This is a genomic window from Streptomyces cavernicola (assembly GCF_029968035.1).
In the GTDB taxonomy this organism is placed as follows: Bacteria; Actinomycetota; Actinomycetes; order Streptomycetales; family Streptomycetaceae; genus Streptomyces; species Streptomyces cavernicola.
Map to the genome: position 1 here is coordinate 17,071 of NZ_JASCIQ010000046.1, position 14,055 is coordinate 31,125.

The window sequence follows — 14,055 nt, forward strand, 5'->3', positions numbered from 1 at the left end:
CGTGGCGGCCCGGGGTCAGCCGAGGAAGCGGGCGAGCTCGGTCGCCAGCTCCGCGGGGGAGTCCTCCTGTACGAGATGCCCCGCGCCGTCGAACAGGCGCAGCTCGGCGCCCGGGATCGCCGCCGCCAGTTCGTGCGCCTTGGCGACCGGGATCCAGGTGTCCTCGGCGCCCCAGCACACAAGTACCGGCAGCTCCAACTCCCCGTACCTGCCCTGGATCTCGTCGGTGAAGCGCTGGTCGTTCAGGGCGATCTGGCGGTAGAACGCCGCCTGCCCCTCGGGCGTGCACCACGGCGCGAGCAGCCGCTCGTGGACCGCGGGGTGCAGCCCGCGGTGACTCCCCGAGCCCAGGTACTCGCGCACAAGGGCCGCGTGCAGCGGGGCCGGAAGCTGCGCGAACACCTCCGCGTTCGCCCCGATCAGCCGGTATGTCGGCGAGCCCCACGGCGCGAGCGCCACCGGGTCGACCAGGGCCAGGCGTGCGTACCGCGCCCCGTGCAGCAGATGCGCGCGCAGGGCGATGCAGCCGCCGAAGTCGTGCGCGACCACGGCGGGCCGCTCCAGGCCCCAGTGGTCGAGCAGTTCCGTGAAGACGCGCGTCTGCCGGCCGAGGGAGACGTCCTGGCCGGCCCGCATCTCAGAGGCGCCGTACCCCGGCAGGTCCCAGACGTGGACCCGGTGGTGCGGCGCGAGCGCGCGGGCGACGGCGCGCCAGACGTACGACGAGAACGGGGTGCCGTGGACGAAGGCGAGCGGGGGCGCCTCGGGCGCGCCGAACGAGGCCCAGCGGACTTCGCCGGAGGAGCTGTGGAAGGTGCGGTCGAGTGTCCAGTCATGGTCGAGGACCCGGTTGGCTGTCATGACCGTAAGGCTATTTGGTACTGACATCCGGCACCATGGTTTCACCGGACCTCGTCATGCCCCCCTGCGCCCGCCGTGCCCCCTCCGTACGGCTCGTAGAATCGACCGCACCATGGCCTATCTCGACCACGCCGCGACCACTCCGATGCTTCCGGAGGCCGTCGAGGCGATGACCACGCAGCTCACCGTCGTCGGCAACGCCTCCTCCCTGCACGCCGCCGGACGGCGGGCCAGGCGCACCGTCGAGGAGGCCCGCGAGACCCTCGCCGAGGCGCTCGGCGCCCGCCCCAGCGAGGTCGTGTTCACCTCCGGCGGCACCGAGGCCGACAACCTCGCCGTCAAGGGCCTGTACTGGGCCCGCCGGGCCGCCGACCCCGCGCGCACCCGCGTCCTCGCCAGCCCCGTCGAGCACCATGCCGTGCTCGACGCGGTGCACTGGCTCGGCGAGCACGAGGGCGCGACCGTCGAGTACCTGCCCGTCGACCGGTACGGCCGGGTGCACCCGGAGGTGCTGCGCGCGGCCATCGAGCGCAACCCCGCCGACGTCGCCCTCGCCACCGTGATGTGGGCCAACAACGAGATCGGCACCGTCATGCCGGTACGCGAACTCGCCGACGTGGCCGCGGAGTTCGACGTTCCCCTGCATGCCGACGCCGTCCAGGCCTTCGGTCAGCTCCCTGTCGACTTCGGCGCGTCCGGACTCGCCGCGATGACCGTCAGCGGCCACAAGGTCGGCGGCCCGTACGGCATCGGGGCGCTGCTGCTCGGCCGGGAGTACAGCCCCGTGCCCGTGCTGCACGGCGGCGGGCAGGAACGGCACGTCCGCTCCGGCACCCTCGACGTCCCCGCCGTCGCCGCGTTCGCCGTGGCCGGGCGGATCGCCGCCGAGCGCCGCGAGCGGTACGCGCAGGAGATCGGCGGCCTGCGGGACGAGCTGCTCGACGCCGTGCGCGCCGCCGCACCCGACGCGATCCTCGGCGGCGACCCGGCCCCGGCGGGCCCGGACACCCTCGGCCGGCTGCCCGCCAACGCGCACTTCACGTTCCCCGGCTGCGAGGGCGACTCGCTCCTCCTGCTGCTCGACGCCCAGGGCATCGAGTGCTCCACCGGCTCCGCCTGCACGGCGGGCGTGGCCCAGCCCAGCCATGTCCTGCTCGCCACCGGCATCGACCCGGACCTGGCCCGCGGCACACTGCGCTTCTCCCTCGGGCACACGACGACCCGCGCCGACATCGAGGCCGTCGCGAAGGCCATCGGCCCGGCGGTGGAACGGGCACGGTCGGCAGGGCTCAGCTGACGGCCGTCAGCCGAGGCTTCTCACGCGCTCCGTCTTCGCGCCGCCTCCCGGCACAGCTTCATGTACTTGTCCCAGTCCCAGTGCCGCCCCGGGTCCGTGTGCGTCGCGCCCGGGACCTCGTTGTGGCCGATGATGTGCTCGCGGTCGACCGGGATCTCGTACCGCGCGCAGATGTCCGCCGTCAGGCGGGCCGACGAGCGGTACATCACGTCCGTGAGCGTCTCGGGTCTGTCGACGAAGCCCTCGTGCTCGATGCCGATGCTGCGCTCGTTGTACCCGCGGTTGCCCGCGTGGAAGGCGACGTCCAGCTCGCGGGCCATCTGCGCGATGTGCCCGTCCTTCGCGCGGATCACATAGTGCGCCGCCGCGGCGTGCAGCGGGTCGCGGAAGACCCGCACCGCCGTCGCGTAACTGCCCTCCGTGACATGGATGACCACGCGGTCGACCGTGAAGTCCGCGGGCCGGTCCGCATACCGCAGATTCGCCTCCGAGGCGGCGATCCACTGCGCGCCTCTGTGGTCCACTTCCCCCTTGTTGCGCTGCTTGTCGATGCCGGGCACCCGCCACCACAGGCGGCCCAGCTCCTCGTGGAACAGCGCGGCGCCCGCGCCGACGGTGACCGCACCGCCGATAAGCAGCCCGCGCCGGCTGATGCCGCGCCCCGACCGCTGCTGTCTCTCCTCGCCCGACTGCTCGTCGGCCACCCGCATACCTCCCCGTGCTCCCCCGCGTCCCCGTGATCGTAGAAACGCGCGAAGGGTCGTCGAAGGTTCCGACTACCCTGGAGGAGTTATGACTGAGATCCCCGCAGCCCCGCAGCGCCGCCTCCGTGTCCTCGCCGCCATGTCCGGCGGGGTCGACTCAGCCGTCGCCGCAGCCCGCGCCGCGGAGGCCGGGCACGACGTGACGGGAGTGCACCTGGCGCTCTCGGCGAACCCGCAGTCCTTCCGCACCGGCGCCCGTGGCTGCTGCACCATCGAGGACTCCCGCGACGCCCGCCGCGCGGCCGACGTCATCGGCATCCCGTTCTACGTGTGGGACCTCGCCGACCGCTTCCGCGAGGACGTGGTCGAGGACTTCGTCGCCGAGTACGAGGCGGGGCGCACGCCCAACCCGTGCCTGCGCTGCAACGAGAAGATCAAGTTCGCCGCGCTCCTCGACAAGGCCCTCGCCCTCGGCTTCGACGCCGTCGCCACCGGGCACTACGCCCAGGTCGTCACGGACGCCGACGGCAACCGCGAACTGCACCGCGCGTCCGACATGGCGAAGGACCAGTCGTACGTCCTCGGCGTCCTGGACGAGCGGCAGCTCGCGCACGCACTGTTCCCCCTCGGAGACACGGTGACCACCAAGGACGAGATCCGCGCGGAGGCCGAGCGCCGCGGCCTCGCCGTCGCCAAGAAGCCCGACTCGCACGACATCTGCTTCATCGCCGACGGCGACACCCAGGGCTTCCTCGCGAACCGCCTCGGCAAGGCGGAGGGCGACATCGTCGACGAGTCCGGCGCGAAACTCGGCACCCATGAGGGGGCGTACGGCTACACCATCGGCCAGCGCAAGGGCCTGCGCATCGGCACCCCGGCACCTGACGGCAAGCCGCGGTACGTCCTGGACATCTCGCCGGTCAACAACACGGTGACGGTCGGCCCCCTGGAGGCGCTCGACGTCTCGGCCCTCACCGCGATCAAGCCCCGCTGGTGCGGCACCGCCCCGACAGGGCCCGGCACGTACACCGCGCAGCTGCGGGCCCACGGCGACGAGACCCCGGTCCGCGCGGAGCTGGTCGACGGCACGCTGCACGTCACGTTCGACGAGCCGGTCCGCGGCGTCGCCCCGGGCCAGGCGATCGTGCTGTACGCGGGCACGCGCGTGGTGGGCTCGGCGACGATCGCCACGACGGAACGGGCCACGGCAGCGGCGTAGGGGTTTCCCCTGCCACCCCTTCTGGGCTGCCGCCTTGTGTCCTGCGGGGGGCCGGTTCCTGCTAGGGGCGGGCGCCCTTGTACCCACCCGGGACTGTTGCCCCATTCACCGCTTAGGGGGCTGCTTCCCCGTGTCCTGCACACGGCTGCGGGGCTCGGTTGCTGTTTGGGGCCGGCGCCCCTGTCCCTGCCCGGGGCTGTTGCCCCGTTTGCCGGTTAGGGGGGGGCTGTTGTCCCGTGTTCTGCGGACGACTCCGGGGCCCGGTTCCTGCTCGGGGCCGGCGCCCCTGTCCCCACCTGGGGCTGTTGCCCGCCCCGTGCTTAGGGGGCTGCTGCCCCGTTCCCGCTTAGGGGGCCGCCGCCTCTGGACGCCACCCGGGGGCTGCCGCCCCGTCCCCCTCCAGAGGTGCAGCCCCTGGCCCCGCTTCGGGGCTCCGCCCCATCCCGGTTTCGGGGCTTCGCCCCGTCCCCGGCTGTCTTTTGGCTGCCCGCTTCGTCGTGGCTGGTCGCGCAGTTCCCCGCGCCCCTGAAAAGCGAGCCCCGCGCCCCCTGAAAAGCCAGCCCCCTGCCGGGGCTGAATCCCGGCCCAGTGCACGAAGCTCAGCCCATGCCGGGGCCAAATGCGGCCCCAGTCCGCGAAGTTCAGCCCTCCGGGCAGCCCCACCGACGCTTGAGCGGCAAGGGGCAAACGCAGCCCCTCCGGGACTTGAGGGGCGGGGCCAACCAGCCCCACTGGCCCTTGAGGGGCGGGGGGGAAAATCAGCCCCTCCGGCGTTTGAGGAGCGGGGGTTTCGGGGGCTGGCCCCCGAAGCGGGGTCCGGGGCGGAGCCCCGAGGCGGGTCCAGGGGCGGCAGCCCCGGGAGTGGGGGCCGGGGGCGCCGCCCCGAAGCCGTCCGCCAGGACTTTAGGGAAGGGGCGGGGAGGGGAGAACCCAGCCGCCCCTCCGCCCCGTACCGTTACCGCATGAACATCTGCGTCTTCCTCTCCGCCGCCGACCTCGACGAGCGCTACACCCGCCCCGCCCGCGAATTCGCCGAACTCCTCGGCAAAGCAGGGCACACCCTGGTGTGGGGCGGTTCCGACGTCGGCCTGATGAAGGTCGTCGCGGACGGCGTGGAGGAGGCCGGCGGCCGGCTCTTCGGCGTCTCCGTCGAGTTCCTCGAAGCCAAGGCGAGGCCCGTCACCGACCCGCATCAGATGCTGGTCACCGCCGACCTCGCCGAGCGCAAGGCCGCCCTCCTGGAGAACGCCGACGCCGTCGTGATCATGGTCGGCGGCACCGGCACGCTCGACGAGGCCACCGAGATCCTGGAGCTGAAGAAGCACGGCAAGACGCAGAAGCCGGTGGTGCTCCTGAACACGGCGGGGTTCTACGACGGCCTGAAGACCCAGTTCCGGCGCATGGAGGACGAGGGCTTCCTGCCCGTCCCCCTCACCGACCTGGTCTTCTTCGCGGACGAGCCGGTCGGCGCCCTCGCCTACCTCGAGGAGTCCATGGGAACCCGCTGACCCGCAGCTTGCGAGAATGGCCGGCATGGCTACCCATGTGATCACCGGAGCGGGCTCCGGCATCGGCGCCGCCGTCGCGCGCCGACTGCACGAGCGCGGCGACGAACTCGTCCTCCTCGCGCGCGACGCCGGCCGCGCCAAGGAACTCGCCGGACGGTACGAAAGCGCCCGCACCCTCGTCGGCGACCTCGCCGAACCGGACCGCCTCTCCTGGGCGTTCTCGCACCAGTCGCTGCCCGACCGGGTCGACTCGCTGCTGCACATCGCGGGCGTCGTCGACCTCGGCCGGGTCGGCGACCTCACCCCCAAGATCTGGCGCCACCAGCTGGAGGTGAACCTCATCGCCCCGGCCGAGCTGACCCGGCACTTCCTGCCCCAACTCCGCGTCGTCCAGGGCCATGTGCTGTTCGTGAACTCCGGCGCCGGCCTGAACGCCAACGCCGACTGGTCGGCGTACGCCGCGTCGAAGCACGGCCTGAAGGCACTCGCCGACTCCCTGCGCCACGAGGAGAAGCCCAACGGCCTGCGCGTCACGTCGGTCTACCCGGGCCGCACGGCCAGCCCCATGCAGGCCAAGGTGCACCAGCAGGAGGGCAAGGAGTACGACGAGGGGCGCTGGATCGACCCCGAGTCCGTCGCCACCACGATCCTGATGGCCCTCGACCTGCCGCGGGACGCGGAGGTCAACGACCTGACAGTGCGGCCCGGCCGATGAGCGACCTCGTCTTCGGCCCGGCCACCGGCGTCGGCTCGATGCCCGGCGGCGACGCCCGCGAGGCCGCGAAAACCGTCACAGGGACGTTCGAGGACTTCCCGTACCTGGCAGAACTGCCCGCACGCGGGCCGGGGGCCGACATGATCGGCCGCACGGCGGGCCTCCTCGTCGAGGTCTACGCGCGCGTGGAGCCCAGCGGTTGGCGCATCGGCGACCGCCCCGGCATGGACACCCGCCGCGCCAGGTCCTGGCTCGGCGAGGACCTCGACGCCCTGGAGGAGTACACGCAGGGATACGAGGGCCCGCTCAAGGTGCAGGCCGTCGGCCCGTGGACGCTCGCTGCCGCCCTGGAGCTGAAGAACGGCGAGGCCGCGCTGTCCGACGCGGGCGCGTGCCGAGACCTCGCGGGCTCGCTCGCCGAAGGCCTCGTCCGGCACCTGGAGGACGTGCGCCGCCGCGTGCCCGGCGCAGCCCCCGTACTGCAGCTCGACGAGCCGTCCCTGACCGCCGTCCTGCGCGGGCAGATCAAGTCCGCCAGCGGCTACCGCACGCACCGCGCGGTGGACCGCCAGATCGTCGAGGCCACGCTGCGCTCGGTCATGGAGGCCGCGGGTGTCCCCGTCGTGGTCCACTCCTGCGCCCCCGACGTGCCGTTCGCGCTGCTGCGCCGAGCCGGAGTCGCCGGCGTCTCCTTCGACTTCGGCCTCCTCACCGAACGTGACGAGGACGCCATCGGCGAGGCCGTGGAGGGCGGTACGAAGCTGTTCGCGGGCGTCGTGCCGTCCACCGACGCCGCATTGTCAGACCCGGCCAGTAACGTCAGCAGTGTCAGGACGCTGTGGCGCAGGCTGGGGCTGAATCCGGGGTCGCTCGCGGAATCGGTCGTGGTCACGCCGTCGTGCGGACTCGCGGGGGCCTCTCCCGCGTACGCCCGCAAGGCGCTCGCGCACTGTGTCACGGCGGCGAGATCACTCGCGGACAACCCTGAGTAACCGTTACGGGAGGACGACAACGGTGGCCGGCGACAAGGACGCACAGACTGCCTCGACCGCGAGCTCCGTGCCCGCGAAAGCGCGCGAGGAGCACCGCCAGCTCGCGGAGCAGATCGAGGAGCACCGCTTCCGGTACTACGTGAAGGACCAGCCGGTCGTCAGCGACGCGGAGTTCGACAAGCTCCTGCGCTCCCTGGAGGCCCTGGAGGAGAAGTACGGGGAGCTGCGCACCCCGGACTCCCCGACGCAGAAGGTCGCGGGGGCGTACGAGACGGAGTTCACCGCGGTCGAGCACCGCGAGCGGATGCTGTCCCTGGACAACGCCTTCGACGACGAGGAACTCGCCACGTGGGCCGACCGCGTGGCGAAGGAGGTCGGCTCGGGGGAGTACCACTTCCTGTGCGAGCTGAAGGTCGACGGCCTCGCGGTGAACCTGACGTACGAGCACGGCAGGCTCACCCGCGCCGCAACGCGCGGGGACGGCCGCACGGGCGAGGACATCACGCCCAACGTCCGTACGATCGCGGACATCCCGGAGCGCCTGCAGGGCGACCGCGTCCCGGAGCTCGTGGAGATCCGCGGCGAGGTCTTCTTCCCGATGGAGAAGTTCGAGGAGCTCAACGCCCGCCTGGTGGAGCACGGCGACAAGCCGTTCGCCAACCCCCGCAACGCGGCGGCGGGTTCACTGCGCCAGAAGGACCCCCGCGTCACCGCCACCCGCCCGCTGCACATGGTGGTGCACGGCATCGGCGCCCGCGAGGGCTTCGACATCGACTGCCTGAGCCATGCCTACGACCTGCTGCAGGAGTGGGGCCTGCCCACCGCGCAGTACAACAAGGTGGTCGAAGACATCGGCGGCGTGCGGGAGTTCATCGCGTACTACGGCGAGAACCGCCACTCCGTGATGCACGAGATCGACGGAGTGGTCGTCAAGCTCGACGAGATCCCGCTGCAGGGCCGCCTCGGCTCCACCTCGCGCGCGCCGCGCTGGGCCATCGCCTGGAAGTACCCGCCGGAGGAGGTCAACACCAAGCTGGTGGACATCCGCGTCGGCGTCGGCCGCACGGGCCGTGTCACGCCGTACGCGGTGGTGGAGCCTGTGACGGTGGCCGGCTCGGAGGTCGAGTTCGCGACGCTGCACAACCAGGACGTGGTCAAGGCCAAGGGCGTCTTCATCGGGGACACGGTGGTGCTGCGCAAGGCAGGGGACGTCATCCCGGAGATCCTCGGCCCGGTCGTGGACCTCAGGGACGGCAGCGAGCGGGAGTTCGTGATGCCCGCCGAGTGCCCCGAGTGCGGCACGCCACTGCGGCCCATGAAGGAGGGGGACATCGACCTGCGCTGCCCCAACTCCCGCTCCTGCCCCGCCCAGTTGCGCGAGCGGCTGTTCTACCTCGCGGGCCGCAAGTGCCTGGACATCGAGAACTTCGGTTACGTCGCGGCGACGGCGCTCACCCAGCCCCTGGAGCCCGCCGAGCCGCCGCTGAAGGACGAGAGCGGCCTCTTCGACCTCACCGTCGAAGAGCTCCTGCCCATCAAGTCGTACGTCCTGGACCAGGACACCGGTCTGCCCAAGCGGGACCCGAAGACCGGCGAGGAGAAGGTCGTCACGTTCTTCGCCAACCAGAAGGGCGAGGCGAAGGCCAACACCTTGGCGATGCTGAAGAACATCCAGGAGGCCAAGGACCGCCCCCTGGCGCGCGTCATCACGGGCCTGTCCATCCGGCACGTGGGCCCGGTCGCCGCCGAGGCGTTGGCCCGCGAGTTCCGTTCCATGGAGCGGATCGAGCAGGCGAGCGAGGAGGAGCTGGCCGCCGTCGAAGGCGTCGGACCGACCATCGCGGCCTCCCTCAAGCAGTGGTTCGAGGTGGACTGGCACCGCGAGATCATCGACCGCTGGCGGACCGCGGGAGTCCGCATGGAGGAGGAGGGCGCGGCCGACGAAGGGCCGCGTCCGCTGGAGGGAGTGACGGTCGTCGTGACCGGAACGCTCCAGACATATACGCGAGATGGCGCAAAAGAGGCCCTGCAGCGTCTTGGAGCCAAGGTGACCGGATCCGTCTCCAAGAAGACGTCTTTTGTGGTGGTTGGTGAAAATCCGGGTTCGAAATATGACAAGGCCATGCAGGTCAAAGTCCCGGTTCTGAACGAAGATGGCTTCGCGGTGCTCCTGGACCAAGGTCCTGACGCCGCGCGGGATGTCGCACTTTCGGCCGAGGAGTAGCGGTTGAAGGCCACCCGTTCAGCGCATACCAGATGCATACGGGTGGCCGGGTCGCATTCGGGCAACCGCTGTCGACCGCTGCCCGTAGAGGCCTTCTGCGGCCTACTGTTGAGAAGTGCGCCTGCCGTGCCCCGCTGCGAAGGGGGTGCCTCCTGCTCCACGAGAGCCGGGGGAAAGGGTTTTCAGACGCGGTGACTTCTGAAGACGAGGGCCGCGTGGCGTGGGCACCGCCGGCTGTGAGAGGGACGGGAATGAAACCGACCGAAAGCGCCGATCCGGTGTCAGGGCTGCGCCGGCTGATGGCGCCCGCGCTGCCGGCCGCCATCGCGGCCACCGCGGCAGTGGTCCTGGCAGCGGGGTTCGTCCGAGCCTTCACCGACCAGCACGCACTCTTCCCCAGCGGCGCCGTCGGCTCGTCGCTCGCCGTGCTCACCGGCGTCATCGTGGGCCATCTCGTACTCCTCGGCCGTGAGCGCTGGTGGGGCGGCACCGGCTCCGGCGCCGCCCTCACCCTCGCCGTCCTCCTTCTCTACGGCTGGGTGCCCGCGGGCATGGTCAGCCTCTCCGTCGTCGTCCTGGTCGCCGCCGCCCGCAGACGCCGCTGGCGCCAGGCCGTGCTGCACGGCGCGGTGGACATCATCGGCATCTGCGCCGGCGCCCTGGTCCTCGCGGCCTTCGGCCAGGCCCCGTCCGTCGAGACCCCCTGGGACCCGAACAGCTGGAACGCCTGGAGCGCCCCGGAGATCGTCCTGGTCGCCGCCGCGTATCTCCTCGTGACCCGGCTGCTCCTCTGGTACCTGAGCGCACCGCAGGGCGCGGGTCTGCCGACGGTCGCCCGTACCGCCGTGGTCCGCCAGGCTCTCGTCGGCGTCGCGCTGCTCGGCATCGCCCCGCTGATCTGCGTCGTCGCCACGGCTCTGCCGATCCTGCTTCCGCTGTTCGCGGTCCCGCTGATCGCCCTCGACTCCACCCTGTGGATCGCGCGCGCCCGAGCCGAGGAGCAGCTGCGCGACCCGCTCACCGGACTGCCCAACCGGCAGTGGCTGTTGGAGCGGACGTGGACGGCGCTCGACGAGGCCGAGCGGGTCGGGGCGCGTTCCGCGCTCGTCCTGATCGACCTCGACCGGTTCCGTTCCGTCAACGACACCCTCGGTCACCTCGCCGGGGACCGGCTGCTGCTGCAGATCGCCGACCGGCTCCGGCACGCCCTGCCGCGCGGTGCGGAGGCCGCGCGGCTCGGCGGCGACGAGTTCGCGGTGCTCCTGCCGACCTGCGACTCCACGACCAGCGCGCAGCGCGTCGCCCGCGGCCTGGTCGCCGAGCTCAGCTCCCCGCTCGACCTGGACGGGCTGACCCTCGTCCTGGAGGCCAGCGCCGGGCTCGCCGTCTTCCCCGACCACGCCCTGGACGCGGAGGGCCTGCTCCGCCGGGCCGACGTCGCGATGTACCAGGCGAAGCGGGACCGCACGGGCGTCGAGGTCTACGAGTCGAAGCGGGACTCCAACACCCCCGACCGCCTCGGCCTGTTGGGCGACCTGCGGCGCGCACTCGACGCGGGCGAGGTCGAGCTGCACTACCAGCCGAAGGTCCGCTTCGACGGCCAGGTCGCAGGGCTCGAGGCGCTGGTGCGCTGGGTGCACCCGGAGCGCGGCAAGGTCCCGCCGGACGAGTTCATCGCCATCGCCGAGTCCTCCGGCCTCATGCCGCACCTCACCGAGTACGTACTGGAGACGGCGCTCGCGCAGGTCGCGCGCTGGCACAAGCAGGGCCTGAAGGTGCCGGTCGCGGTGAACGTCTCCCCGCGGGACGTGCACACCCCCGGCTTCGCCGGAGCGGTCGCCGCCCGGCTCGCCCGGCACGGCGTCCCGGCGGGCGCACTCCAGCTGGAGATAACCGAGCACGTGCTGTTGGAGGACCCGCAGCGCGCCGCGGACACCCTCGCGGGGCTCACCGGGCACGGCGTGAAGATGTCCCTCGACGACTTCGGCACCGGGTACTCGTCGCTTGTGCACCTGCGGCGGCTGCCCGTCAGCGAGTTGAAGATCGACCGCTCGTTCGTGGCCCGCCTCGCGATCGACAACGAGGACGCGGAGATCGTCCGCTGCACCGTCGACCTCGCCCACTCCCTCGGCCTCCTCGTCGTGGCGGAGGGCGTCGAGGACGACGAGACCTGGGAGCGGCTGCGGGACCTCGGCTGCGACGCGGTGCAGGGCTGGCTGGTCGCGGCGGCGATGCCCGCCGTGGAGACCACGTCCTGGCTGCGCGCCCGCGGCTCGCGCGGCTGGCGCCGCCCCGCGGAGCTGTCGGCCGAGACCGACCCCGATACCCAGGAGGATGCGGAACGGCCCTCCGGGCACGTGGTGAAGTAACGGTCCTGCGGAGCCGCGCCCGCGCGCCGCCGCTGCGGAACCCCTCCGGCCGACCGTTTAACGGGCACAGCGCCGAGCCCCATAGGATTGGGCCAGACACACATCACGCTCATCCCAGTGAGGATCCGCATGCCTGGCATCACGCGCGAGGAGGTCGCCCACCTCGCTCGGCTGGCGCGTCTGGAGCTGAAGGACGAAGAGCTCGACCACTTCGCCGGCCAGCTCGACGACATTCTCGGCGCAGTAGCACGCGTCTCCGAGGTCGCCGACCAAGACGTACCGCCGACCTCCCACCCGCTGCCGCTGACCAATGTCATGCGCGCGGACGAGGTCCGTCCGTCGCTCACCCCCGAGCAGGCGCTCTCCGGCGCCCCGGCCCAGGAGCAGCAGCGTTTCAAGGTGCCGCAGATCCTGGGGGAGGACTAACCCACCATGACGGACATCATCAAGCTCACCGCGGCCGAGATCGCCGCGAAGATCGCCTCCGGCGAACTCACCGCCGTAGCGGTCACCGAGGCGCACCTGGCCCGGATCGAAGCGGTCGACGAGAAGGTGCACGCCTTCCTGCACATCGACCGTGAGGGCGCGCTCGCGCAGGCCCGCGCCGTCGACGAGAAGCGCGCCAAGGGCGAGAAGCTCGGCCCGCTCGCCGGCGTCCCGCTCGCGCTCAAGGACATCTTCACCACCGAGGGCGTCCCGACGACCGTCGGCTCGAAGATCCTCGAGGGCTGGCTCCCGCCGTACGACGCGACGTTGGTCAAGAAGCTCAAGGCCGCCGACGTCGTTGTGCTCGGCAAGACCAACATGGACGAGTTCGCCATGGGCTCGTCGACGGAGAACAGCGCGTACGGCCCGACGGGCAACCCCTGGGACCTGACCCGGATTCCCGGCGGCTCCGGCGGTGGTTCGAGCGCCGCGCTCGCCTCGTTCGAGGCCCCGCTCGCCATCGGCACCGACACCGGCGGCTCCATCCGCCAGCCCGCGGCCGTCACCGGCACCGTCGGCGTCAAGCCGACCTACGGCGGCGTCTCCCGCTACGGCATGGTGGCGTTCTCCAGCTCCCTGGACCAGGGCGGCCCCTGCGCGCGCACGGTCCTCGACGCGGCTCTGCTGCACGAGGCCATCGCCGGGCACGACCCGATGGACTCCACCTCCATCGACGCCCCCGTCCCGCCGGTCGTCGAGGCCGCGCGCAACGGCAGCGTGCAGGGCATGCGCGTCGGCGTCGTCAAGCAGTTCCGCGGCGAGGGCTACCAGGCCGGTGTCGTGCAGCGCTTCGACGAGTCGGTCGCGCTGCTCAAGGAGCTGGGCGCCGAGATCGTCGAACTGGACTGCCCGTCCTTCGACCTGGCGCTCGCGGCGTACTACCTGATCGCGCCGTCCGAGTGCTCCTCGAACCTGGCCCGCTTCGACGCCATGCGCTACGGCCTGCGCGTCGGGGACGACGGCTCGAAGTCCGCCGAGGACGTCACCGCGCTGACCCGCGAGGCCGGCTTCGGCGACGAGGTCAAGCGCCGCATCATGCTCGGCACGTACGCCCTCTCGAGCGGCTACTACGACGCGTACTACGGCTCCGCGCAGAAGGTCCGCACGCTCATCACGCAGGACTTCGCGAAGTCCTTCGAGCAGGTCGACGTGATCGTGTCGCCGACGACGCCGACCACCGCCTTCCCGATCGGCGAGCGCGCCGACGACCCGATGGCGATGTACCTCGCGGACGTGTGCACGCTGCCGACGAACCTGGCGGGCAACGCCGCCATGTCGCTGCCCTGCGGCCTCGCGCCGGAGGACGGCCTGCCCGTGGGACTGCAGATCATCGCCCCCGCCATGAAGGACGACCGCCTGTACAAGGTGGGCGCCGCCGTCGAGGCCGCGTTCGTGGAAAAGTGGGGTCACCCGCTGCTTGAGGAGGCTCCGTCGCTGTGACTGCCATGGCAAAGAAGGCCAAGAACTTCAAGAAGTCCAAGACCGGCGTCTACGTCTCGCTGGCCAGCACCGCTTTCGGTGCCCTGAGCGTCGCGAAGCAGGCGAAGATGGCCCGCCAGGACAACGACCTGCTGCGTCTCGCCGACGCCGCGGTCTCCGCCGCCGCCATCGTCACCGGCCTGGCGATCCTCTACCGCGAGCTGAAGCGGCTCGGCGACGACGACGTCCTGCTGGGCTGAG

The 14,055-nt window shown here is 71.7% G+C and carries 12 protein-coding genes; 10 read left to right on the forward strand and 2 right to left on the reverse strand.

What is annotated here, in order from left to right; genetic code table 11:
* Positions 1 to 15: 15 nt before the first annotated feature.
* On the reverse strand, positions 16 to 861 hold the full coding sequence (locus tag QIS96_RS32115) for an alpha/beta fold hydrolase (protein ID WP_282546361.1): 846 nt from the start codon (positions 859 to 861) through the stop codon (positions 16 to 18).
* 112 nt (positions 862 to 973) lie between these two features.
* On the opposite strand from QIS96_RS32115, the gene QIS96_RS32120 reads away from it, so the two are divergent.
* Positions 974 to 2,158, forward strand: coding sequence for a cysteine desulfurase family protein (locus QIS96_RS32120; RefSeq protein WP_282546362.1), 1,185 nt, complete (start codon positions 974 to 976; stop codon positions 2,156 to 2,158).
* A gap of 20 nt (positions 2,159 to 2,178) precedes the next feature.
* Here QIS96_RS32120 and QIS96_RS32125 read toward each other — a convergent pair whose 3' ends face one another.
* Positions 2,179 to 2,868 (reverse strand): N-acetylmuramoyl-L-alanine amidase, encoded by a 690-nt coding sequence (locus QIS96_RS32125; protein WP_408907292.1) that lies wholly within the window; start codon positions 2,866 to 2,868, stop codon positions 2,179 to 2,181.
* A gap of 82 nt (positions 2,869 to 2,950) precedes the next feature.
* On the opposite strand from QIS96_RS32125, the gene mnmA reads away from it, so the two are divergent.
* From mnmA to QIS96_RS32170, 9 genes are all read left to right on the forward strand, one after another.
* Complete coding sequence (mnmA, locus tag QIS96_RS32130) at positions 2,951 to 4,081, forward strand: tRNA 2-thiouridine(34) synthase MnmA (protein WP_282546364.1); 1,131 nt, start codon at positions 2,951 to 2,953, stop codon at positions 4,079 to 4,081.
* Between the two features lie 962 nt (positions 4,082 to 5,043).
* Positions 5,044 to 5,589, forward strand: coding sequence for an LOG family protein (locus QIS96_RS32135; RefSeq protein ID WP_282546365.1), 546 nt, complete (start codon positions 5,044 to 5,046; stop codon positions 5,587 to 5,589).
* Between the two features lie 16 nt (positions 5,590 to 5,605).
* A complete protein-coding gene (locus QIS96_RS32140) occupies positions 5,606 to 6,304 on the forward strand; it encodes an SDR family oxidoreductase (protein WP_282546366.1) in 699 nt (232 codons plus the stop codon).
* On the forward strand, positions 6,301 to 7,296 hold the full coding sequence (locus tag QIS96_RS32145; RefSeq protein WP_282546367.1) for a methionine synthase: 996 nt from the start codon (positions 6,301 to 6,303) through the stop codon (positions 7,294 to 7,296). Before QIS96_RS32140 ends, QIS96_RS32145 begins: the two co-directional genes overlap by 4 nt.
* 22 nt (positions 7,297 to 7,318) lie before the next feature.
* Positions 7,319 to 9,520 carry an NAD-dependent DNA ligase LigA gene (gene ligA, locus QIS96_RS32150; RefSeq protein WP_282546368.1) on the forward strand — a complete coding sequence of 734 codons (2,202 nt, stop codon included), beginning with the start codon at positions 7,319 to 7,321 and terminating at the stop codon, positions 9,518 to 9,520.
* 251 nt (positions 9,521 to 9,771) lie between these two features.
* The gene (locus tag QIS96_RS32155) at positions 9,772 to 11,889 is read left to right on the forward strand and encodes a putative bifunctional diguanylate cyclase/phosphodiesterase (protein ID WP_282546369.1); all 2,118 of its coding nucleotides are present in this window, start codon (positions 9,772 to 9,774) and stop codon (positions 11,887 to 11,889) included.
* A gap of 129 nt (positions 11,890 to 12,018) precedes the next feature.
* Positions 12,019 to 12,315 carry an Asp-tRNA(Asn)/Glu-tRNA(Gln) amidotransferase subunit GatC gene (gene gatC / locus QIS96_RS32160; RefSeq protein WP_282511819.1) on the forward strand — a complete coding sequence of 99 codons (297 nt, stop codon included), beginning with the start codon at positions 12,019 to 12,021 and terminating at the stop codon, positions 12,313 to 12,315.
* A 6-nt stretch (positions 12,316 to 12,321) separates the two neighbouring features.
* On the forward strand, positions 12,322 to 13,815 hold the full coding sequence (gatA, locus tag QIS96_RS32165; RefSeq protein WP_282546370.1) for an Asp-tRNA(Asn)/Glu-tRNA(Gln) amidotransferase subunit GatA: 1,494 nt from the start codon (positions 12,322 to 12,324) through the stop codon (positions 13,813 to 13,815).
* Between the two features lie 5 nt (positions 13,816 to 13,820).
* Entirely contained in the window at positions 13,821 to 14,054 is a 234-nt protein-coding gene (locus QIS96_RS32170) for a hypothetical protein (protein WP_282511984.1), read from the forward strand.
* Position 14,055 lies beyond the last annotated feature (1 nt).